The sequence below is a fragment of the Microbacterium meiriae genome (assembly GCF_040685015.1).
Lineage (GTDB): Bacteria > Actinomycetota > Actinomycetes > Actinomycetales > Microbacteriaceae > Microbacterium > Microbacterium meiriae.
This window is the reverse complement of record NZ_JBFBHD010000001.1, coordinates 76,735-97,051: the sequence shown is the minus strand read 5'-3', so window position 1 is coordinate 97,051 and position 20,317 is coordinate 76,735. Positions and strand designations below refer to the sequence as shown.

Genomic DNA, 20,317 nt, shown 5'->3' with positions numbered 1-20,317 from the left:
GAACCACCACCATGACGGACATCGACTGGGATGAGCTGCGGCAGGTCGCCGCGGATGCCATGACCAAGGCGTACGCGCCGTACTCGCGCTACCGCGTGGGGGCGGCGGCTCTCGTCAGCGACGGGCGGATCGTCGCCGGCTGCAACGTCGAGAACGCCTCCTACGGCGTCACGCTGTGCGCCGAGTGCGCGCTCGTGGGCGATCTGTTCATGTCCGGCGGCGGGCAGCTCGTCGCCTTCGTGTGCGTCAACAACGACGGCGAGACGATCATGCCGTGCGGCCGGTGCCGCCAGCTGCTGTTCGAGCATGCCGTACCCGGCATGCTGCTGGAGACCGTCTCCGGCATCCGCACGATCGACGAGGTGCTGCCCGACGCGTTCGGGCCGCGCGACCTGGAGGACGCACGATGACCGCGGGACAGGCTCAGGGAGCCATCGAGCAGTTCGACGCGATCGACGTGATCCGGGCCAAGCGCGACGGAGGCGTGGTCCCGGAGCCGGCCCTGCGCTGGATGGTGGACGCCTACACGCGCGGCTACGTGTCCGACGCGCAGATGGCCTCCTTCGCGATGGCGATCTTCCAGCGCGGCATGGAGCGCGACGAGATCCGCGTGCTCACCGACGCGATGATCGCTTCGGGGGAGCGGATGAGCTTCGCGACTCTCGGCAAGAAGACCGTGGACAAGCACTCCACGGGTGGCGTGGGCGACAAGATCACCCTGCCGCTCGCGCCGCTCGTCGCCTCGTTCGGCGTGGCGGTGCCGCAGCTCAGCGGCCGCGGCCTCGGCCACACCGGCGGCACGCTCGACAAGCTGGAGTCCATCCCCGGCTGGCGCGCTGCGCTCAGCAACGAGGAGATGTTCGCGCAGATGCAGGGCGACGTCGGGGCCGTGATCTGCGCTGCGGGGTCGGGTCTCGCGCCCGCCGACAAGAAGCTCTACGCGCTCCGCGACGTCACCGGCACCGTGGAGGCCATCCCGCTGATCGCCTCCAGCATCATGTCGAAGAAGATCGCCGAGGGGACCGACGCTCTCGTCCTGGACGTGAAGTTCGGTTCCGGCGCCTTCATGCAGGACATCGACAGGGCTCGGGAGCTCGCGCGCACGATGGTGGCGCTCGGCACGGACTCCGGTGTCGCGACCACGGCACTTCTGACCGATATGAACGTTCCCCTGGGCCGCGCGATCGGCAACGCCAACGAGGTCCGCGAGTCGGTCGAGATCCTCGCCGGCGGGGGACCCGCCGACGTCCGGGAGCTGACCGTCGCGCTCGCGAGGGAGATGCTCGCCCTCGCCGGTCAGCCTGACGCCGACGTGGAGGCAGCGCTCGACGACGGCCGCGCCATGGACACGTGGAAGGCGATGATCCGTGCGCAGGACGGCGACCCCGACGCGGCCCTCCCGGTCGCGCGGGAGACGCACGTCGTCACGGCGCCCGCGGACGGCGTCGTGACCCGCATGGACGCGCTTCCCTTCGGCATCGCCGCCTGGCGTCTGGGCGCCGGGCGTGCGCGCGCGGAGGACCCGGTGATCTTCGAGGCGGGGATCGATCTGCATGCGAAGCCGGGGGACCGGGTGTCGGCGGGGCAGCCGCTGTTCACGCTCTCGGCAGCCGACGAGGCGCGCTTCCCCCGGGCGATCGAGGCGCTCGAGGGCGCCTGGGAGCTCGGCGACGAGGCTCCGACCGTGGGACCGATCGTCCGCGAGCGCATCACGGCGTGAGGCCCGGGCGCTAGCCTGGACGAACACCCCGCGACCGAGAGGATCCCCATGTCGATCGATGCGAGCGGCGACGTCGCCATCCAGGGCGTCTCCCTGCGGAGTCTGCCGAAGGTGTCGCTGCACGACCACCTGGACGGCGCGGTGCGCCCGGCCACGATCATCGAGCTCGCCGACGCGATCGGTCTCGAGGTCCCGGCATCCGACCCTGCCGCGCTCGGTTCGTGGTTCGCGAAGAAGAGCGACGCGGGATCGCTGGTGGAGTACCTGAAGACGTTCGAGCTCACCACCGCGGTCATGCAGACCCGTGAGGGGCTGACGCGCGTCGCGCGAGAGTTCGTCCAGGACCTCGCGGCGGACGGTGTCATCTACGGTGAGATGCGCTGGGCGCCGGAGCAGCACCAGGCGCGCGGTCTCTCGCTGGAGGACGCCGTCGAGGCGGTGCAGCAGGGCATCGAGGAGGGTGAGGACGCTGTCGACCGCGACGGCCGCAGCATCCGCGTCGGCCAGCTCCTCACCGCGATGCGGCACACCGACCGGGCGCGGGACATCGCCGAGCTCGCGGTGGACTTCCGCGGACGGGGTGCCGTGGGCTTCGACATCGCCGGCCCCGAGGACGGCTTCCCTCCGTCGGACCACCGCGCGGCCTTCGACTACCTCGCCGAGAACTTCTTCCCGGTGACCGTGCATGCGGGGGAGGCGGCCGGGCTCGCCTCGATCCGCTCCGCCCTCCTGGACGGGCGTGCGCTCCGACTCGGACACGGCGTGCGCATCGCGGAGGACCTCGAGGTCGTCACGCAGGAGGGCGACGAGGTGCAGGTGCGCTTCGGTGACCTCGCCCGCTGGGTGCGCGATCGGGAGATCCCGCTGGAGCTCTCCCCGTCGTCGAACCTGCAGACCGGAGCCGTCGCGGCGTGGGGGCAGACCCTCGCCGATCATCCGTTCGACCTGCTGTACCAGCTCGGGTTCGCCGTGACGGTGAACGTGGACAACCGCACCATGAGCGCGACCTCCCTCACGCGGGAGCTGGCGCTGCTCGTGCAGACGTTCGAGTACGACCTCGACGACCTCGAGGCCTTCCAGTTCAACGCCGCCGCTGCGGCGTTCCTCCCCGTCGAGGAGCGCGAGGAGCTCGTCGAGATGATCGCCGAGGGCTTCGGCGCCTGACCCGGCGGCCGACACGACCCGTCGCGGCCGACACGACCCGTCGGCACGGCCGGAACGGGATGCGGGACGCGAGGATGGGGGCATGCCCGCCTCCGTCTTCCTCGCCGGTCCCGCCTCGTGGAACCGGATGGTCCTGCTCGACCGGCTCCCCGAGCCCGTGCCCCACATGCAGTTCGCGCACGCGAGCTGGGAGACGGTCGGCGGCACGAGCGCCGGCAAGGCGCTGAGCCTGACGACGCTGGGGCGGCCGGTCGTGCTGCATGGCATCGCCGGAGAGGACGAGGACGGGCTGCGCGTCCGCGAGGCGCTGCAGGCGGCCGGAGTGGTCGCGCACTGGACGGACGGGATCACCGAGCGGCACCTCAACCTGATGACGCCGCGCGGTGAGCGGGTGTCGCTGTACCTCTCGACCCCGGCGGAGACGACGGGGGAGGCGGACGGGGCGCACGCGGCGGAGATGGCTGGAGCCGACGCCGTCGTCCTCGACCTGGCCGCCGAGCCGCGACGGCTGCTCCCGCTCGCAGTGGCCAGCGGCACGCCGCTGTGGGTCGACGTGCACGACTACGACGGCGTCGGGGAGTACCACCGGCCGTTCCTCGCGGCAGCCACGGCGGTCTTCTGCAACGCGGACCGGCTGGACGCGCCGGTGGAGTTCCTCCGCGCCGTCGTCGCGGAGGGAGCGGCGTTCGCGGTGTGCACGCTCGGCGCCGAGGGAGCGGTCGCGGTGGGGGCGGACGGTGCCGAGTTCCGGGTGCCCGCCGTGCCGACCACCGTCGTCGACACCAACGGCGCCGGCGACGCGTTCTTCGCGGGCGTCCTCGACGCGCGGCTGGGAGGCGCGGACCTGGCGTCGGCGCTCTCGGCGGGCGCACGCTCGGCCGCCGGAGTGCTGACCACCCGGCATCTGCACCCGCTGCTCGACCCGATCCTCGGGGATCCGCGGGCGGCCTAGGGCGCGACCTGCTCCAGGAACCCGCCGACGACCTCGGTGACCTCGGCATCCATCTCGTCGTCGTCGATGGACGGCGTGCCGTCGCCGGCCTGCGGTCCGTAGTCGCCGAAGGAGGCATGGGAGGCGCCGTCGATCTCGACGAACTCGGCGTCCGCGGGGAGTTCGGGGCGGGCGTCGGCGATCTTCTCGGGCGTGGAGAGGCCGTCCTCGCTGCCGGACACGCTCAGCACCGGGAGATCGGAGCCTGCAAGGTCCGTCGCGCAGTAGGAGGCGAAGAGCACGAGGGCGTCGGCATCCGTGGCGAGCTGGCAGGCGCGCACGCCCCCGAGGGAGTGTCCGCCGACGGCCCAGACGCCGACGTCGGGCGCGGCGCTCGTGAACGAGTTGAGCCCGCGGGGATCGAAGAACGCCAGATGGAGCCAGGGCCGCGTGATCACGACCGTGGTGCCCTCCGCCGCGAGCCCCTGGAGGATCGACGCGTAGGCCCAGGGGTCGACCTTCGCGCCGGGGATGAAGACGAGTCCCCGGTCGGAGGAGCCGTCCGCGGGCGCCAGGACGATCCCCTCATCGGCGTCGGTCACCGTGATCGCCGGGTTCTCGCGGACGGCGGTCAGCGGTGCGGGCTCCGCGGCCATGACGCCGACCTGGCTCCAGACGAGGATTCCGCCGATGGCGAGGAGGATGACGATCGCCACGCTCCACAGGACTCGCTTCAGGACGCGGCGCCGGGGCTTCTTCTGCACAGCAGCAACGCTACCCCGGCCCCGACGCCGCGTCCTCTCAGCCGGCGAGCGCCGCTTGACGGAGGGCCACCGCGTCGCGGACGGCGGGGAAGAGCGGGTGCTCCGGATCGAGGCCGGTGGTGCGGACGGTGAAGCCCGCCGCGTTCTCCGTGCGCAGAAGGGTCTGCAGCTCGACCGACTGCTCGTCGGCGGCGTCGTCGAACTCCAGCGCGGCGGCGACCGCGGCCACCAGGGCATCCGTCGGCAGTCCGTGCTCGGCTGCCATCGCCGCGGGGCCGATGAACCGCTCGTGCCGGGAGATCTTCCGCAGGGGCTGACGGCCGACGCGCTGCACGGTGTCCACGAGCTCCGGGTTCCGGAACCGCTCCAGGATGGTCGCACGGTACTGCGCGAGGTCTGCGGGGTCGAGCCCGTGCTCGACGACCAGCACCGCCGAGGTCTCCTCGAGGGCGGCCGACACCTGCGCGGCGATCGCGTCGTCCGCGAGGGCGTCCGAGATCCGCTCGATGCCCGCCCGTGCGCCGAAGTACGCGGTGGCGGCATGACCGGTGTTCACCGTGAAGAGCTTGCGCTCGATGTACGGCGCGAGGTCGTCGACGAAATGGGCGCCGGGGATGCGCGGCGGGGTGTCGCCGAACGGCCGGGCCTCGATCGCCCACTCGAAGTATGGCTCGACCGTGACGTCGACGCCCCCACCGTCCGGCTGCGCCGGGACGATGCGGTCGACGGCGGTGTTCGCGAACACCGCACGCGCGAGGAGGACGTCGGCATCCGGCCCCGCCGCCGCGACGATCTCCTGCCGCAGCTGATCGGTGGCGCCGATGGCGTTCTCGCAGGCCATCACCTGCAGAGGCGCGGCCTCGGGGGAGCGCAACGCGAGCCCGGCGACGATCGACGGGGCGACGAACCGCAGCACGGTGGGGCCGACGGCGGTCGTGACGACGTCGGCCGTCGCCACCTCCTCCGCGACCACGGCGGGGTCCGTGCGGCTGTTCACCGCACGGAACCCGGAGACGACGTGGTCGGTCCCTCCGGGGCCGGCTTCGTGCACGGTGTACGAGTCCGCCCGGTCGATCGCCTCCACGAGTGCGTCGGCGACGTCGCTGAACACGACCTCGTACCCGCCCTCGTGCAGGAGCAGGCCGACGAAACCGCGCCCGATGTTGCCCGCCCCGAAGTGGACCGCCTTCATCCCTCGTTCACCTCCGAGAGGAGAGCGAACAGCTCGTCCGGCGTCGCCGCCGCTTCCAGCCGGGCGACGTCGTCCTCCTCCGAGAAGAGGATCGCGATGCGGGACAGGATGTCCAGGTGCTCATCGCCGACGCCGGCGATGCCGATCACGAACCTCGCCTGCTCGCCGTCCCAGTCGACGCCGCCGTCGTAGCGGACGACGGAGAGCGCGGACGCCAGGATCGTGTCCTTCGCCTCGTTCGTGCCGTGCGGGATGGCCAGGCCGTTGCCCATGTACGTCGACACGGTCTCCTCGCGCTGACGCATCGCATCGACGTACGCCGGGGTCACCGCACCGGCGGCGACGAGGATGTCCGTCGCCTCCTGGAGCGCGTCGTCCCGCGACGCGCCTCCCGGGTGGATGCGGACCTGCTCGGCTGTGAGAACGCTCATTCTTCGTCCTTTCGCTGTTCCTTGACCATCTCGACGACCTCGTCGTACTTCGGCGAGTTCATGAAGTTGTCCACCGAGACGTGCAGGGAGTCCGGCGACTTCGCCGTGGCCCGGTCGGTGAGCTGCTGCTGCGTGATGACCACGTCGGCGGCGCCGTCGAGGTTGGCGATGGCGGCGTTCGTGACGGTGATGCCCTCGATGCCGGCCTTCTTCAGCTTGTTCCGCAGCACGCTGGCGCCCATGGCGGACGAGCCCATACCGGCGTCGCACGCGAACACGATGGTCTCGATCGGGGCCGCCGCGACCGCAGTGGTGGCGGGAGCGGGCGTGGACTCCGGTGCCGCCGTCGCGGTCGAGGTGCGCAGGGCGTCCATCGCCGCGGACGACTTGCCCTTGTTCGCCTCGGTCTGCGCGATGGCCGCACCGAACGTGTCGCCCTCGGCGGCGAGGTCGCGCTTGCGCGAGGCCCGCAGGATGACGCCGGTGATGAGGAAGGTCACCGTCGCGGCGATGATGACCGACAGGTACACCACGAGGAGGTTGGCGACGCCGGGGCCGATGGCCGCGGCGGTCACGGCGATGATGCTGCCAGGGGCGGCCGGGAAGGCCAGTCCGCCGCCGAGGACCATGTTCGTGGTGACGCCGGCCGCTCCACCCGCGATGAGCGCGAGGATCGTGGTCGGCTTGCTGAGAGCGTACGGGAAGTAGATCTCGTGGATGCCGCCGAAGAACTGGATGATGGCGGCACCGGGAGCCGAGGCCTTCGCGGCGCCGACCCCGAAGAAGGTGAAGGCGAGCAGCAGGCCGAGGCCGGGGCCGGGGTTCGCCTCGATGAGGAAGAGGATCGACTTGCCCGTCTCCGCAGCCTGCTCGATCCCCAGCGGGGTGAACACGCCGTGGTTGATGGCGTTGTTGAGGAACAGCACCTTGGCCGGCTCGACGATGATCGACACGAGCGGCAGCAGGTTGAGCGACACGAGCCAGTCGACGGCGGCGCCCAGCGCGGCGCTGATGCCCAGCATGACCGGACCGAAGGCGAAGAACCCGACGATGGCGAGGAGCATGCCCAGGATGCCGGCGGAGAAGTTGTTGACGAGCATCTCGAAGCCGGGGCGGATCTTGCCGTCCCACAGCCTGTCGACCTGCTTCATGATCCAAGCGGCGATCGGGCCCATGATCATCGCGCCCAGGAACATCGGGATGTTCGTGCCGACGATCACACCGACGGTCGCGATCGTGGCGACCACGCCGCCGCGCTCGCCGTAGACCATGCGGCCGGCCGTGTTCGCGATCAGGAGGGGCAGCAGGTAGGTGACCATCGGGCCGACCAGGCCCACGTAGGCCAGGATGTTGCCGTCTGCGCCTTCGGCGACCGCGGTCATCGCGCCTTGCCAGCCGAGGACGGCGGAGTCGCCGCCGCCGCCGATGATCTCGGCGACGCCGGCCCAGTGCCAGCCGAACGGGCTCTCGGCGCCGAAGAAGCCCTTCGGGATGAAGAGCATCGTGATGAAGCCCCAGGCGATGAAGGCCGCGATGTTCGGCATGATCATGCCGGAGAGGAACGTGCCGAAACGCTGCACGCCCACGCGGAGGCCACCGGGGGCGGTGGCGGCGGGTGACGTCGTCGTCATGATGTGGTCTCTTTCTGATGAGGGGGGAGTGCCGCGGCGAGGGTCGCCGCAGCGGTGCGGGCGGAGGGGGCGTCGTCCGCGGCGAGCGCGGCTTCCGCGAGGCGGAGGGCGTCGTCGCGAGTGCGGGCGGCGAGCGCCTGGCGGACGTCCGCGAGGGCGGACGGCGCCATGGAGAGGCTCGTCGCACCGAGCCCCACGAGGACGACCGCGAGCAGCGGGTCGGCCGCGGCCTCGCCGCAGATGCCGACCGGCTTGCCGAGGCGGGCACCGGCCGTGCCGACCTCGCGCACCAGCCGCAGCACCGCGGGGTGCCAGGGGTCCTGGAACGAGGCGACCGAGCCGAGCAGCCGGTCCGCGGCCATCGTGTACTGCGTGAGGTCGTTGGTGCCGATGGACGCGAAGTCGGCGTGGGCGAGGACGCGGTCGGCGAGCAGGGCGCTGGACGGCACCTCGACCATGACGCCGGCCGTCTTCAGGCCGTACTCGCGGGCGAGGCCTGTGAAATACACGGTCTCCTCGACGGTGGCCACCATGGGCGCCATGACCCAGAGATCGGCGTCGGTCGCGGCGTCGGCCTCGGCCAGCGCGGTCAACTGCTCGCGGAGGATGTCCTCGCTCGCGCGGAGAGCCCGCAGACCGCGCAACCCCAGGGCCGGATTCTCCTCGTGCGCGTCGTTGAGGAAGGCCAGGGGCTTGTCGGCCCCTGCGTCGAGCATCCGCACGACGACCTTCTTGCCGGGGAATGCCCCCAGGAGCTCGCGATAGGACTCCCGCTGCTGGGCCACGGTCGGCGCCTGCGACGCGGAGAGGAACAGGAACTCGGTCCGGAACAGCCCGACGCCCTCGGCCCCGCGTGCGACCGCGTCGGCGGCGTCGGCGGGCTTCCCCAGGTTCGCGAGGAGGGCGACCGGTGTGCCGTCGGCGAGCGCACCGGGCGTGAGCGGCGCGTCGTCCGCGACCAGTCTGGCCGCGGCGCGCTCGGCGGCGCGGCTGCGCTCCTCGGCGGTCGGTTCGCGGGTGATGACGCCTGCGGCGGCATCGACGATCACGGTCTCCCCGGTCGTCAGCGCGTGCCCGTCGCCGACGCCGACCACAGCCACGATGCCCTTCTCCCTGGCGAGGATCGCCGTGTGGGAGGTGGGGCCGCCGTCGGTGGTGACGAGGGCGAGCACCTGGTCGAGGTTCAGCAGCGCCGTGTCGGCGGGCGCGAGGTCGCGTGCCACGAGGACGAACGGGTGCCCGGGATCGGGCACGCCGGGGGCGTCCACCCCGCGCAGCCGGGCCAGCACCCGCTGCGCGATGTCGTCGAGGTCGGCGGCGCGCTCGCCGAGGTAGCCGCCGACGGCCTCGAGCGTGGCCCGGAAGCCCGCGAAGGCGTCGTGAACGGCCCATTCCGCGGTGGCCCCGGCATCGATCCTCGCGTCGACCTCGTCCTGCAGCGTCGGGTCCTCGGCGATCATCGCCTGCGCCTCCAGCACCTCCTGCGCGGCGCCGCCGGCGGCCTCGCCACGCTGCGTCAGCTCCTGCGCGACGACGGCGACGGCCTCGCGGACCCGCGCGCGCTCGGCATCGGCCCCGGCGGTGCTCGGGACGTTCTCGGGCGCGGGCAGCGCCTCGGTCATGCGGACGACCGGTCCCTGCGCGACGCCGAGACCGATGCCCACGCCTCGCAACGCGCTCATCCGGCCGCGTCCTGGTCGTGGTCGGTCGTCAGCAGCTCGGTGAGCGTGTCCAGTACGCCCTCGGCGCCGTCGCCGTCGGCCGTGAGCGTCACGTAGTCGCCGTGCTCGATGGCCAGCGCGATCACCCCGAGGATGCTCGCGGCGTTGACCGGCGTGCCGGAGTCCTTGGCGATCGTGACCGCGAGCCCGGAGTCCTTCGCGGCCTGCGCGAAGATCTTTGCGGGCCGGGCGTGCAGTCCGTGCGAGGAGCCGATGCGGACGGTGCGGGTGGCGGTCATGGTGTTCCTTTCGGGGCCCCGCCGGCGGCGGCGAGGGTCGACTGGGCGAGAAGAAGGGTGCGGACGCCGTCGCGGTCCGCGAACACGTCGTCCGGCAGGACGGCGACGGGCGCGCGGGTCAGGTCGCGGATGGCGTCGAGGCGCTCACGCAGATGCGGGCCCACGAGGACGAGGTCGTGTCCGCCGAGGGGGACGGTGCTCTCGACCCCGGCACCCGCATCCCAGTCCAGGCCTGCTGCCGCTGCGGCAGTGCGCAGGCGCTGAGCGACGAACGTGCTCGACGCGCCGGCGCCGCAGACCACGAGAATCCTCATCGATGTCACCCTTCCTGAGAACAGTCTGGGAAACGTGACCACGGCGGCACCAACACGTTCTCTTCCGCCCCTGCGGAATGCTCCTCGCCGCGCCCGTGTCGCCGGAGGCTGTCATCATGGAGAGCAGTCGGACAGTGCCGTCAGCACGGGAACTCGGAGGGACCATGTCGCGCCAGCGTCAGGACCAGCTCCTCGCCGCGCTGCTGCGCGAGGAGGGCTGGGCGACCGCAGGCACGCTGGCCGATCTCCTGGGTGTGACCCCGCGGAGCATCCGCTCCTACGTCGCGGCACTGAACGCCCGCACGCCGGGCGCCGCGGTCGTCGAGTCCGGCCCCGCGGGCTATCGGGCGGGCCCCGGCGCCCGCGGCGCGCTGCGCGTCCGGCAGGGCGGCGACTCCGCCCCGCGCGAACGGCTGCACGCCCTCGTCCGGCTGCTCCTGGACGAGCCGGAGGGGATCGACGTCTTCGACACCGCGGATGCGCTGCACGTGAGCGAGGCGACGCTGGAGGCGGACCTGGTCCGCGTCCGCGGTCTCCTCGACGGGACCGACCTGACGCTCGACCGGGCCCGTGAGCGGGTGCGGCTCCACGGAGACGAGGCCGCCCAGCGCCGCCTGCTCAGCCGCCTCGCCCACGACGAGATGGACGACGCGTCGTTCCACCCGGAGATCTTCCGGCGGGCCCTCTCCGGGACCGCGGTCGATGCGCAGGCGGTCGGACCCTTCAAGTCGGCCCTCGTGCGCGAGCTCGGCGAACTCGGCTACTACGTCAACGAACTCGCGATCGCCGACGTGCTCCTGCACATCGCGATCGCCGCCGAGCGGGTGGCCGCCGGCCGTGCCCTCGAGGCACCCCCCGTGGGAGCTCGACCGGAGATCCCGCGGGTGGGAGCGGTGATCGCCCGCCTCGCCGCCGAGCACTTCGCCGTGGTCCTGGGCGAGGGCGACAGCGGTCACCTCGCCTCCCTGGTCCTGACGCGGATCGTCGCGCCGGGTGGCGAGGCGGCGCAGGAGCTCGCCCGCAGCGGCGTCGCCCCGGACGTGGAGGCGGCGGTCAGAGCGGAGATCGCGCGGGCCGCGGAGGACTACCGCGTCGACCTCGTCGACGAGACGTTCGTGCTCCGCCTCGCGCTGCACGTGCAGAACCTCCTGCGCCGCGCCGAGGAGAGCGCCCTCACCCGGAACCCGCTGACCCGCTCGCTGAAGACGACCTATCCGATGATCTTCGAGGTGGCGGTGTCGATCGCGAGCGGTCTGCACGACCGGCTCGGCACGCCCATCCACGACGACGAGATCGCCTACATCGCCATGCACGTCGGGGGACGGCTGGAGCGGAGCCGCAAGGCGGAGTCCATCCTCACCGCGACCATCGTCTGCCCCGGCTACTACGAACTCCACGAACTCCTGCGTTCGAGCGTGGACCGCTCGCTGGGTTCCGCGATCGAGGTCACCAGCGTCGTCACGAACGTCGACCCGGACTGGGCGTCGTTCGACACCGACCTCGTGCTGAGCACGATCGAACCCGGGGCTTCCGGCGACCGGTTCGTGCGCATCCAGCCGTTCCTCACGGACGCCGACGTCGACCGCATCCAGCAGGCCGCAGGGCGGCTGCGCCGCGGTCGACGGCTCGCCCGGCTGCGGGAGGAGCTCGCGCGGTACTTTCACCCCGATGCCTTCGTGCACCCGCTCCCTGACGAGGGCGAGGAGACCATCATCCGGCGGCTCGGCGCGCCGCTGGTCCGGGCCGGTCTGATCGGAGACGACTACGTGGAGAACACGATCGTGCGCGAGCGCATGTCGTCCACAGCCTTCACCGACGCGCTCGCCGTGCCGCACGCGCTGCAGATGACCGCGACCCGGACGGCGATCGCGCTCGGCGTCGCGGACGGGTCGGCGGCCTGGGGGGACGGACGCGTGCAGGTCGTCGCGCTCGCCGCCTTCAGCGAGAGCGACAGAGCGGCCTTCCAGACCGTGTTCGAGCAGCTCGTCGAGGTGTTCAGCGAGCGGGAGAGCGTGCAGCGGATCGTCCGCCGCGGGGCGACTTTCGAGGGCTTCCTCGACGAGCTCGTCGCCGTGATCGACGGCTGAGACTCAGGCGTCGGGCGCGAGCACCAGGGCGAGCTGCGCGAGGACGCGCTCGGACGACGGACCCGGCGGCGTCTCCAGGGTCACGGCGTCCCCGGGGGCGAGGGCGAGGTCCATCACCGCGAGGACGCTGCGCAGATCCACGGCCGTGCCGCCGGCGGTGCGCAGCGTGACCGGGAGCTCGTGCGCCTGCGCGAGGCGCACGAGCTCCGCGACCGGTCGTGCGTGCACCCCGTTGTGGGCGCTGACGACGACGTGGCGGACGGGCATGGTCAGGAGCGCTCGTCCAGGAGGACCCGGACGCCGGCCTCCAGCTCGGCGACGGCGGCCGCCGCACCCTCCGCGGAGTCGGCTGCGGCGTCGATGTAGACCTTGAGCTTCGGCTCTGTTCCGCTCGGGCGCACGATGACCCGGGATCCGTCGGAGAGCCGGTACCGCAGCACGTCCCCGGAGGGCTGCCCCGGTGCGCTCTGCAGCAGGTCCTCGGTCGACGCGATCGAGCGTCCGCCGATCTGCGTGGGCGGAAGCGAGCGCAGCGACAGCATCACCGTGCCGATGAGCGACAGGTCAGCCACCCGCACCGACACCTGGGAGCTCGCGAAGTGACCGTACGTGTCGCCCACCTCGCGGACGAGATCGGCGAGGGTCAGCCCGCGCTCCTGCGCCTCGGCGGCCAGCCCGAGCACGGCGACCGCGGCGGAGATGCCGTCCTTGTCGCGCACGGTCTCGGGGTTGACGAGGTAGCCCAGGGCCTCCTCGAAGCCGAAGACGATGCCGGGAGCCCGCGAGATCCACTTGAACCCGGTGAGCGTCTCGTGGAAGTCCAACCCGTGGTGGGCGGCGATGGCGCCGAGCCCGGGGGAGGAGACGAGCGAGCACGCGAGCGAGGCCCCGGGAGTTCCGGCCGCGGCACGCGCGGCGCGGGCGCCGAGCAGCAGTCCGACCTCGTTGCCGGTCAGACGTCGCCAGCCGTCCGCGGCGGTGTCGTCGGGGACGGCCACGGCGAGCCGGTCGGCGTCCGGATCGTTGGCGAGGATGAAGTCCGCCTTCGCCCTCCGGGCCGTGGCGAACGCCAGGTCCATGGCGCCCGGCTCCTCCGGGTTGGGGAAGGACACCGTGCGGAACGTCGCGTCCGGGTGGAGCTGCTCGTCGACCACGATCGGCCGCGGGTAGCCGGCAGCGTCGAGGATGCGCGCGAACGTCTCCCAGCCGACGCCGTGCATCGCGGTGTAGACCCAGCGCAGGCGGCGGCCTGCCGCGGGTGCGGGGGCGACGGCCGCGGTGGCGGCGACGTAGGCCTGGACGAGATCCTCGCCCGCGGTCTCGTAGGCGCTGGACCGCGGCAGGGCACGCACGTCTCCGCCGTCCGCGACGCGCTGGATGTGGGCGGCGATCTCGGCATCGGCGGGAGCCACGATCTGCGAGCCGTGATCCGCGCCGCCGAGGTACACCTTGTAGCCGTTGTCGTCCGGCGGGTTGTGGCTCGCGGTCACCATCACGCCCGCGTCGGCGCCGAGGTGCCGCACCGCGAAGGCCAGCACGGGGGTGGGGAGCAGGCGGGGGAGCAGGATCGCGCGCAGGCCGGCACCGGCGAACAGCTCCGCGGAGTCCTGGGCGAACACCCGGGAGTTGCGGCGGCCGTCGTAGCCGATCACCACGGTCGGGGTCGCGCCCGCGGCCCGCTCGCGCAGATACGCCGCGAAGCCCGCCGCGGCCTGGGAGACGAGCACCCGGTTCATCCGGTTGCTTCCCGCCCCGAGCGCGCCGCGGAGCCCGGCCGTGCCGAACGCGAGACGACTGCCGAAGCGGTCGTCGAGCTCCGCCGTGGCGGCCTCATCCCCGGAGGCGGCGCGGGTGATGATGCCGGCCAGCTCGTCGCGGGTCTGCGGGTCGGGGTCCTGGCGCAGCCAGGCGCGGGCCTGGGCGAGCCGCTCCTCGCTCACAGGGCCTCGACCACCCGGGCCAGCAGGTCGGAGATCACCGGCTCCGCCTCGCGTCCGGCCTCGATGACCTCGGCGTGGCTGAGCGGGGTCTGCTGGATCCCGGCCGCGAGGTTCGTGATGAGCGAGAACCCGAGGATCTCCATGCCGGCCTCGCGCGCCGCGATCGCCTCGAGCGCGGTCGACATGCCGACGATGTGGCCGCCGATGTGCTTGGCCATCTGCACCTCGGCCGGGGTCTCGTAGTGCGGGCCGCGGAACTGCGTGTAGACGCCCTCGTCGAGGGCGGGGTCGACCGTACGGGCGATGTCGCGCAGGCGCTTCGCGTAGAGGTCGGTGAGGTCGATGAACGTCGCGCCCTCCAGCGGGGAGTCGGCGGTGAGGTTGATGTGGTCGCTGATCAGCACGGGCTGGCCGGGCTTCCAGGTCTCCCTGATGCCGCCGGCGCCGTTGGTGAGCACCATGATCTTCGCGCCGGTGGCTGCGGCGGTGCGGACGCTGTGCACGACCCGGCGGACGCCGTGGTCCTCGTAGTAGTGCGTGCGGGCACCGATGACGAGGACGTTCTTCCCGCCGGGCGTCCGGATGCTGCGCAGCGTGCCGACGTGGCCCTCCAGAGCGGGCTTCGAGAACCCGGTGACCTCCGTGGCGGGGATCGTCGCCACGGTCTCGCCGATGAGGTCGGCGGCCTTGCCCCAGCCGCTGCCGAGCGTGAGGGCGATGTCGTGCTTCTCGACGCCGGTCAGCCGCGCGATGTCGGCGGCGGCTTCGGCTGCGACCTCGAACGGGTTCGCAGAGGGGTCGTCGAGGGGGTTGCTGTGGGTTTCAGGCATGGATCCACTCTAGGAAGTGGCAGGCTCCGGTGCCAGGATTGCGGAAGAATGGAGAGCATGTCTTCCACCACTTTCGAGCGCACTCAGCGCGTCGCCGTCCTCGGCGGCGGACCCGGCGGTTACGAGGCGGCCCTGGCGGCCGCCCAGCTCGGAGCGGAGGTCACCCTCGTCGAGCGCGTCGGTGTCGGCGGATCCGCCGTGCTCACCGACGTGGTGCCCTCGAAGAGCCTCATCGCGACGGCGGACGCCGCGGTCGCCATCTCCGAGGCCAGCGACCTCGGCGTGAACTTCTACGCCAAGGGCGAGAACGGCAAGCCCCTCAAGCCGGAGATCGCCATCAACCTCGCGGCGGTGAACAAGCGCCTCGTGGCGCTGGCCGGTCAGCAGTCCGAGGACATGCGCACCACCCTCCTCGACGCAGGCGTGCGCATCCTCTCCGGTCACGGCCGTCTGGAGGGTCCGAACGCCATCGTCGTCTCCACGGGCGAGCGGGGCACGGACTTCGACCGCGTCGAGGCCGACACCATCGTCGTCGCGGTCGGCGCCTCGCCGCGCGAACTCGACTCCGCCAAGCCCGACGGCAAGCGCATCCTCACGTGGACCCAGCTCTACGACATGAAGGCGCTGCCCGAGCACCTCATCGTCGTCGGCTCCGGCGTGACCGGTGCCGAGTTCGCCTCCGCCTACATGAACCTCGGGGCGAAGGTCACGCTCGTCTCCAGCCGCGAGCAGGTCCTCCCCGGCGAGGACCAGGATGCGGCGCGCGTGCTGGAGAAGGTGTTCAAGCGCGGCGGCATGCAGGTGCTGTCCAAGTCGCGCGCCGAGAAGGTCGAGGTCACCGGAGACGGCGTCACGGTGACCCTGTCCGACGGTCGCACTGTCGAGGGCAGCCACTGCCTCATGGCGGTCGGCTCGATCCCGAACACGGCCGGCATCGGTCTGGAGGAGGCCGGTGTCGAGCTCGACGACTCCGGACACGTCCGGGTGAACCGCGTCGCGCGCACCTCGGTGCCGAACGTGTACGCGGTCGGGGACTGCACGAACTTCTTCCCCCTGGCCTCGGTGGCCTCCATGCAGGGTCGCACGGCGGTGTTCCACGCGCTGGGCGACATCGTCATCCCGCTCGAGCTCATCAAGATCACCTCCAACATCTTCACCGCGCCGGAGATCGCGACCGTCGGCTACGGCGTCAAGGACGTGGAGGACGGCCTCGCGGACGGCATGGTCTACAAGCTCCCGCTCGCCGCCAACCCGCGCGCGAAGATGATGGGCATCAAGGACGGCTTCGTCAAGCTCATCGCGCGCAAGGGCTCCGGCACCGTGATCGGCGGCGTGATCGTGGCCCCGAAGGCCTCCGAGCTCATCTACCCCATCGCGATCGCGGTCGAGCGTCGCCTCACCGTCGACCAGGTCTCCCGGGTCTTCGCCGCGTACCCCTCGCTCTCGAGCAGCATCACCGACGCGAGCCGCGCGATGCACCTCGTGAACATCTCCTGACCCGAGACCCCGCGCAATCGCCGAGACCCCGGGCTGCAGACATCTGCAGCCCGGGGTCTCGGCGTGAAAGCGGGGTCTCGCGTGTCAGGAGATCGGGTCAGGAGATCGTGAGGAGCTGGTGGCCGGCGGACACCGTGGTGCCAGCGGCGGCGTCGATGCTGCCGACGACGCCGTCCTTGTGCGCCTGCAGCGGCTGCTCCATCTTCATCGCCTCGAGGACGACGACGAGGTCGCCCTTGACGACCTGCTGCCCTTCCTCGACGGCGACCTTGACGACCGTGGCCTGCATCGGCGACTTCACCGCGTCGCCGGAGGCCCCGGCGTTGGCGACCGTGGCGTGGCTGCGACGCGACGGCGGCACCGCCGCAGGGCGTCCCGTGGTGCCGGGGGCGACGGCGACGCGATCGGGCAGGCTGACCTCGAGCCGCTTGCCACCGACCTCGACGACCACCGTGTGCCGGGCGTTCGCGGGGGCCGGAGCCTCGAGCTCGCCGTCCCACGCGGGGATGTCGTTGTCGAACTCGGTCTCGATCCACCGCGTGTAGACGCCGAACGTCCCGTCCTCGGCCGTGAAGGCGGGGTCGCGGACGACCTTGCGGTGGAAGGGGATGACGGTGGGAAGGCCTGCGACCTCGAACTCGTCCAGGGCCCGACGCGCGCGCTCCAGGGCCTCGGCGCGGTCCTTGCCGGTGACGATGATCTTGGCGAGCAGCGAGTCGAACGCGCCGGAGACCGCGTCCCCGGCGGTGACACCGGAGTCGAGGCGGATGCCGGGGCCGCCGAAGGTCTTGAAGACGTGGATGGGGCCGGGCTGGGGGAGGAATCCACGACCCGGGTCCTCGCCGTTGATGCGGAACTCGATGGAGTGGCCCTGCGGCTGGGGGTCGTCGTAGTCGATCGTGCCGCCGGCGGCGATGCGGAACTGCTCGCGGACGAGGTCGATGCCGGTGACCTCCTCGGACACGGGGTGCTCGACCTGGAGGCGGGTGTTCACCTCGAGGAAGGAGACCGTGCCGTCGGCGCCGATGAGGAACTCGCACGTGCCCGCACCGACGTAGCCGACCTCCTTGAGGATGGCCTTGGACGCCGAGTAGAGCTTCTCGTTCTGCTCGGGCGTGAGGAACGGGGCGGGTGCCTCTTCGACGAGCTTCTGGTGTCGACGCTGCAGCGAGCAGTCGCGGGTCGAGATGATGACGACGTTGCCCTCGGCATCGGCGAGGCACTGGGTTTCGACGTGACGGGGCTTGTCGAGGTACTTCTCCACGAAGCACTCGCCGCGGCCGAACGCGGCGACCGCCTCGCGCGTGGCGGACTCGAACAGCTCCTCGACCTCGTCGAGCTCACGGGCGACCTTGAGGCCGCGACCGCCGCCGCCGTAGGCCGCCTTGATCGCGATCGGCAGACCGTACTCCTGCGCGAAGGCGACGACCTCGTCGGCACCGGAGACCGGGCCGGGGGTGCCGGGCGCGAGGGGCGCGCCGACCTTCTCGGCCACGTGGCGGGCGGTGACCTTGTCGCCGAGCGCCTCGATGGCCTCCGGGGAGGGGCCGATCCAGATCATCCCGGCGTCGATCACGGCGCGCGCGAACTCGGCGTTCTCCGCGAGGAACCCGTAGCCCGGGTGCACGGCGTCGGCGCCGGCGCGGCGGGCGACGGAGAGGATCTTCTCGATCTGGAGGTAGGTCTCGGCGCTGGTCGCGCCACCGAGCGCATACGCTTCGTCAGCGAGGCGCACGTGCAGCGCGTCCCGATCCTGGTCGGCGTAGACGGCGACCGAGGCGATCCCGGAGTCACGAGCGGCACGGACGATGCGGACGGCGATCTCGCCGCGGTTGGCGACGAGCACCTTCGCGATTTCAGGCATGGTTGCCAGCCTAGCGAGTAGCATCCCGATACTTTTGACGACTCTCGACAAGAAAGAGGGAAAAACGTGGAGGGGAGTCTACGACCACAGATCCGTCCACCGCACTCCGAGATCGGCAGCGAGACGGCGCACGGTGGAGAGTGACATCCCCACGACGGTGGAGGGATCGCCCTCGACCCGGGTGATGAAGGCGCCGCCGAGGCTGTCCACGGTGAAGGCTCCGGCGACGTGCAGCGGTTCCCCCGATGCCACGTACGCGGCGATCTCCTCATCGCTGATGTCCTCGGCGAACGTCACGGCGGCCTCCGCGACAGCGGTCGCCTCGACGGGCTCGGCGCCGGGCGAGACGCGGAACACGGAGTGCCCGGAGTGCAGCACGCCGGTGGCGCCGCGCATCTCCTGCCACCGGCGCGTGGCCTCCTCCGGCGTGTAGGGCTTGCCGTAGACCCGGTCCCCGAGCGCGAACATGGAGTCCCCGCCGATCACGATGCCGTCGAACACGCCCTCGGCGGCCAGCCGCTCGGCGACGGCGGCGGCCTTGGCGCGAGCGAGCAGCAGCACGAGGTCGGCGGGTGCGACGGGGCCCATGCGCTCCTCCGCGGCGGCGGCCAGGGCGTCCTCGTCCACCTCCGGCGACAGCGTGAGGGGTTCGATGCCGGCCTGACGCAGCAGCATGAGCCGGGCGGGGGATGTCGAGGCGAGGCAGACGCGCATGGAGACCACCGTATCCTCGAAGGATGACTTCCTCCGCAGCCGACGTGCTCGATCTCGACATCACCGGCATCGCCCACGGAGGCACCTTCATCGCCCGTCACGACGGTCGCGTGGTCTTCGTCTCCGATGCGATCCCGGGGGAGCGCGTCCGTGCCCGCCTGCTGGATCCGTCCGCCGGCGCCGGGGAGCCCGACACCCGCAGCTTCTGGCGCGCCGAGACGATCGAGGTCCTCGAGGCCTCTCCGCATCGGCGGCCGCATATCTGGCCGGAGGCGGACGTCGCGCACGACCCCGCCCAGCGGCCCGGGGGCGCGGACCTCGGGCACATCGACCTCGGGCACCAGCGCGTGCTCAAGCGACAGGTTCTCTCGGAGGCGTTCGACCGCTTCGCCGGTCCCGGCCTCGAGGCCCCGGAGATCGAGGCCGTGGAGTCCGGGGACGGGACGGGGTGGCGCACACGGGTGACCCTGCACGTGGACGACGAGGGACGGATCGGCCCCTTCGCGGCCCGCAGCCACCGCGTCGTCCCGGTGTCGACGCACCCGCTCGCCCGCCCCGCGATCGCCGAGGCCGCCCTGGCCCTGCAGGGCGAGAAGGCCGGACGCATCGAGCTCGTGGAGCCCGCGGACGGCCGGGTGCGCATCCTCCGCCACCCCGAGGCCGAGCGGCGCTCACCGCGGGATCGTCGTCCTCGGCCGACACCCGAGGTCGTGCAGGAACGCGTCGGTGACCGCACGTTCGACGTCGACGCCGGAGGGTTCTGGCAGGTGCACCCCCGTGCCGCCTCCGTCCTCGACGGTGCCGTGTACGGGCTGCTCGACGGGCATGTGGAGCCGGACGCGACGCACTACGACCTGTACGGCGGCGTCGGCCTCTTCGCGCGGACCCTCGCGGATCTCGGCGGCACCGATGTCGTCACGGTGGAGTCCAGCCGCCGAGCGACGCAGCACGCCGCCGCGAACCTCGCCCCGCTCGACGTGACGGCGGTCACGGCTCGCGTCGACCGCTTCCTGCAGCAGCCTCGACGCGGAGGCGTCACGGGAGCCGTCGTGCTCGATCCGCCGCGGTCGGGGGCCGGGCGGGCGGTCGTGGAGGGCGTGCATGCGCTGAGTCCGTCCGCGATCGCCTACGTCGCCTGCGACCCGGTGGCCCTCGCCCGCGACCTCGGCACCTTCCGCGGCCTGGGGTGGGAGGTCGGTGCCCTCCGCGGCTTCGATCTGTTCCCGCACTCGCATCACTTCGAGGTCGTCGCCCTGCTCACCCGGTGAGCGCATTCCC

At 72.0% G+C, this 20,317-nt stretch carries 19 protein-coding genes; 7 read left to right on the top strand and 12 right to left on the bottom strand.

Features of this window, described 5'->3' with window-relative positions:
* The first annotated feature begins 11 nt into the window (after positions 1-11).
* The 4 genes from AB0N68_RS00490 (at position 12) to AB0N68_RS00475 (ending at position 3,836) form a co-directional block, all read left to right on the top strand.
* Positions 12-410 carry a cytidine deaminase gene (locus AB0N68_RS00490; RefSeq protein ID WP_187661940.1) on the top strand — a complete coding sequence of 133 codons (399 nt, stop codon included), beginning with the start codon at positions 12-14 and terminating at the stop codon, positions 408-410.
* Positions 407-1,720 carry a thymidine phosphorylase gene (locus AB0N68_RS00485; protein WP_187661939.1) on the top strand — a complete coding sequence of 438 codons (1,314 nt, stop codon included), beginning with the start codon at positions 407-409 and terminating at the stop codon, positions 1,718-1,720. The genes AB0N68_RS00490 and AB0N68_RS00485 overlap by 4 nt, the downstream gene beginning before the upstream one ends.
* Before the next feature lie 48 nt (positions 1,721-1,768).
* The gene (locus tag AB0N68_RS00480) at positions 1,769-2,884 is read left to right on the top strand and encodes an adenosine deaminase (RefSeq protein ID WP_280565654.1); all 1,116 of its coding nucleotides are present in this window, start codon (positions 1,769-1,771) and stop codon (positions 2,882-2,884) included.
* Positions 2,885-2,966: 82 nt separating this feature from the next.
* The gene (locus tag AB0N68_RS00475; RefSeq protein WP_187661937.1) at positions 2,967-3,836 is read left to right on the top strand and encodes a carbohydrate kinase family protein; all 870 of its coding nucleotides are present in this window, start codon (positions 2,967-2,969) and stop codon (positions 3,834-3,836) included.
* Here AB0N68_RS00475 and AB0N68_RS00470 read toward each other — a convergent pair.
* From AB0N68_RS00470 to AB0N68_RS00440, 7 genes are read right to left on the bottom strand one after another with little or no spacing between them, the layout of a single operon-like run.
* Positions 3,833-4,579, bottom strand: a complete 747-nt coding sequence (locus tag AB0N68_RS00470; protein WP_187661936.1) for an alpha/beta hydrolase — start codon at positions 4,577-4,579, stop codon at positions 3,833-3,835. The genes AB0N68_RS00475 and AB0N68_RS00470 overlap by 4 nt on opposite strands.
* Before the next feature lie 37 nt (positions 4,580-4,616).
* Positions 4,617-5,771: a mannitol-1-phosphate 5-dehydrogenase gene (locus AB0N68_RS00465; RefSeq protein WP_280565658.1), complete on the bottom strand. Its 1,155-nt coding sequence runs from the start codon at positions 5,769-5,771 to the stop codon at positions 4,617-4,619.
* On the bottom strand, positions 5,768-6,202 hold the full coding sequence (locus AB0N68_RS00460; protein ID WP_187661934.1) for a PTS mannitol transporter subunit IIA: 435 nt from the start codon (positions 6,200-6,202) through the stop codon (positions 5,768-5,770). Before AB0N68_RS00460 ends, AB0N68_RS00465 begins: the two co-directional genes overlap by 4 nt.
* Entirely contained in the window at positions 6,199-7,833 is a 1,635-nt protein-coding gene (locus tag AB0N68_RS00455) for a PTS mannitol transporter subunit IIBC (protein ID WP_187661933.1), read from the bottom strand. The genes AB0N68_RS00460 and AB0N68_RS00455 overlap by 4 nt, the downstream gene beginning before the upstream one ends.
* A complete protein-coding gene (gene ptsP, locus AB0N68_RS00450; RefSeq protein WP_187661932.1) occupies positions 7,830-9,515 on the bottom strand; it encodes a phosphoenolpyruvate--protein phosphotransferase in 1,686 nt (561 codons plus the stop codon). Before ptsP ends, AB0N68_RS00455 begins: the two co-directional genes overlap by 4 nt.
* On the bottom strand, positions 9,512-9,793 hold the full coding sequence (locus AB0N68_RS00445) for an HPr family phosphocarrier protein (protein ID WP_187661931.1): 282 nt from the start codon (positions 9,791-9,793) through the stop codon (positions 9,512-9,514). The genes ptsP and AB0N68_RS00445 overlap by 4 nt, the downstream gene beginning before the upstream one ends.
* Complete coding sequence (locus AB0N68_RS00440; RefSeq protein ID WP_187661930.1) at positions 9,790-10,107, bottom strand: PTS sugar transporter subunit IIB; 318 nt, start codon at positions 10,105-10,107, stop codon at positions 9,790-9,792. Before AB0N68_RS00440 ends, AB0N68_RS00445 begins: the two co-directional genes overlap by 4 nt.
* Positions 10,108-10,271: 164 nt before the next feature.
* On the opposite strand from AB0N68_RS00440, the gene AB0N68_RS00435 reads away from it, so the two are divergent.
* Positions 10,272-12,194, top strand: a complete 1,923-nt coding sequence (locus tag AB0N68_RS00435; RefSeq protein ID WP_187661929.1) for a BglG family transcription antiterminator — start codon at positions 10,272-10,274, stop codon at positions 12,192-12,194.
* Positions 12,195-12,197: 3 nt separating this feature from the next.
* Here AB0N68_RS00435 and AB0N68_RS00430 read toward each other — a convergent pair whose 3' ends face one another.
* From AB0N68_RS00430 to AB0N68_RS00420, 3 genes are read right to left on the bottom strand one after another with little or no spacing between them, the layout of a single operon-like run.
* Positions 12,198-12,461: an HPr family phosphocarrier protein gene (locus AB0N68_RS00430; protein WP_187661928.1), complete on the bottom strand. Its 264-nt coding sequence runs from the start codon at positions 12,459-12,461 to the stop codon at positions 12,198-12,200.
* 2 nt (positions 12,462-12,463) lie between these two features.
* Positions 12,464-14,134, bottom strand: coding sequence for a phospho-sugar mutase (locus AB0N68_RS00425; RefSeq protein WP_187661927.1), 1,671 nt, complete (start codon positions 14,132-14,134; stop codon positions 12,464-12,466).
* Positions 14,131-14,964: a purine-nucleoside phosphorylase gene (locus AB0N68_RS00420; protein WP_187661926.1), complete on the bottom strand. Its 834-nt coding sequence runs from the start codon at positions 14,962-14,964 to the stop codon at positions 14,131-14,133. The genes AB0N68_RS00425 and AB0N68_RS00420 overlap by 4 nt, the downstream gene beginning before the upstream one ends.
* 48 nt (positions 14,965-15,012) lie before the next feature.
* On the opposite strand from AB0N68_RS00420, the gene AB0N68_RS00415 reads away from it, so the two are divergent.
* Positions 15,013-16,461: an NAD(P)H-quinone dehydrogenase gene (locus AB0N68_RS00415; RefSeq protein WP_025105680.1), complete on the top strand. Its 1,449-nt coding sequence runs from the start codon at positions 15,013-15,015 to the stop codon at positions 16,459-16,461.
* Between the two features lie 97 nt (positions 16,462-16,558).
* Here AB0N68_RS00415 and AB0N68_RS00410 read toward each other — a convergent pair whose 3' ends face one another.
* Together AB0N68_RS00410 and AB0N68_RS00405 are read right to left on the bottom strand one after the other, a co-directional pair.
* Positions 16,559-18,325, bottom strand: coding sequence for an acetyl/propionyl/methylcrotonyl-CoA carboxylase subunit alpha (locus tag AB0N68_RS00410; protein ID WP_259954231.1), 1,767 nt, complete (start codon positions 18,323-18,325; stop codon positions 16,559-16,561).
* 78 nt (positions 18,326-18,403) lie between these two features.
* On the bottom strand, positions 18,404-19,039 hold the full coding sequence (locus AB0N68_RS00405; RefSeq protein WP_268776835.1) for a Maf family protein: 636 nt from the start codon (positions 19,037-19,039) through the stop codon (positions 18,404-18,406).
* 23 nt (positions 19,040-19,062) lie between these two features.
* Here AB0N68_RS00405 and AB0N68_RS00400 point away from each other — a divergent pair, with 23 nt between their 5' ends.
* On the top strand, positions 19,063-20,307 hold the full coding sequence (locus AB0N68_RS00400) for a class I SAM-dependent RNA methyltransferase (RefSeq protein WP_292795694.1): 1,245 nt from the start codon (positions 19,063-19,065) through the stop codon (positions 20,305-20,307).
* Positions 20,308-20,317 lie beyond the last annotated feature (10 nt).

What these genes read in the sequence shown, in the direction of transcription:
- AB0N68_RS00405 (WP_268776835.1), bottom strand. Translation starts at nt 19,039, where the DNA reads ATGCGCGTCTGCCTCGCCTCGACATCCCCCGCCCGGCTCATGCTGCTG.
- AB0N68_RS00455 (WP_187661933.1), bottom strand. Translation starts at nt 7,833, where the DNA reads ATGACGACGACGTCACCCGCCGCCACCGCCCCCGGTGGCCTCCGCGTG.
- AB0N68_RS00440 (WP_187661930.1), bottom strand. Translation starts at nt 10,107, where the DNA reads ATGAGGATTCTCGTGGTCTGCGGCGCCGGCGCGTCGAGCACGTTCGTC.
- AB0N68_RS00430 (WP_187661928.1), bottom strand. Translation starts at nt 12,461, where the DNA reads ATGCCCGTCCGCCACGTCGTCGTCAGCGCCCACAACGGGGTGCACGCA.
- AB0N68_RS00400 (WP_292795694.1), top strand. Translation starts at nt 19,063, where the DNA reads ATGACTTCCTCCGCAGCCGACGTGCTCGATCTCGACATCACCGGCATC.
- AB0N68_RS00480 (WP_280565654.1), top strand. Translation starts at nt 1,769, where the DNA reads ATGTCGATCGATGCGAGCGGCGACGTCGCCATCCAGGGCGTCTCCCTG.
- ptsP (WP_187661932.1), bottom strand. Translation starts at nt 9,515, where the DNA reads ATGAGCGCGTTGCGAGGCGTGGGCATCGGTCTCGGCGTCGCGCAGGGA.
- AB0N68_RS00445 (WP_187661931.1), bottom strand. Translation starts at nt 9,793, where the DNA reads ATGACCGCCACCCGCACCGTCCGCATCGGCTCCTCGCACGGACTGCAC.
- AB0N68_RS00435 (WP_187661929.1), top strand. Translation starts at nt 10,272, where the DNA reads ATGTCGCGCCAGCGTCAGGACCAGCTCCTCGCCGCGCTGCTGCGCGAG.
- AB0N68_RS00485 (WP_187661939.1), top strand. Translation starts at nt 407, where the DNA reads ATGACCGCGGGACAGGCTCAGGGAGCCATCGAGCAGTTCGACGCGATC.
- AB0N68_RS00460 (WP_187661934.1), bottom strand. Translation starts at nt 6,202, where the DNA reads ATGAGCGTTCTCACAGCCGAGCAGGTCCGCATCCACCCGGGAGGCGCG.
- AB0N68_RS00410 (WP_259954231.1), bottom strand. Translation starts at nt 18,325, where the DNA reads ATGCCTGAAATCGCGAAGGTGCTCGTCGCCAACCGCGGCGAGATCGCC.
- AB0N68_RS00490 (WP_187661940.1), top strand. Translation starts at nt 12, where the DNA reads ATGACGGACATCGACTGGGATGAGCTGCGGCAGGTCGCCGCGGATGCC.
- AB0N68_RS00465 (WP_280565658.1), bottom strand. Translation starts at nt 5,771, where the DNA reads ATGAAGGCGGTCCACTTCGGGGCGGGCAACATCGGGCGCGGTTTCGTC.
- AB0N68_RS00415 (WP_025105680.1), top strand. Translation starts at nt 15,013, where the DNA reads ATGGAGAGCATGTCTTCCACCACTTTCGAGCGCACTCAGCGCGTCGCC.
- AB0N68_RS00420 (WP_187661926.1), bottom strand. Translation starts at nt 14,964, where the DNA reads ATGCCTGAAACCCACAGCAACCCCCTCGACGACCCCTCTGCGAACCCG.
- AB0N68_RS00475 (WP_187661937.1), top strand. Translation starts at nt 2,967, where the DNA reads ATGCCCGCCTCCGTCTTCCTCGCCGGTCCCGCCTCGTGGAACCGGATG.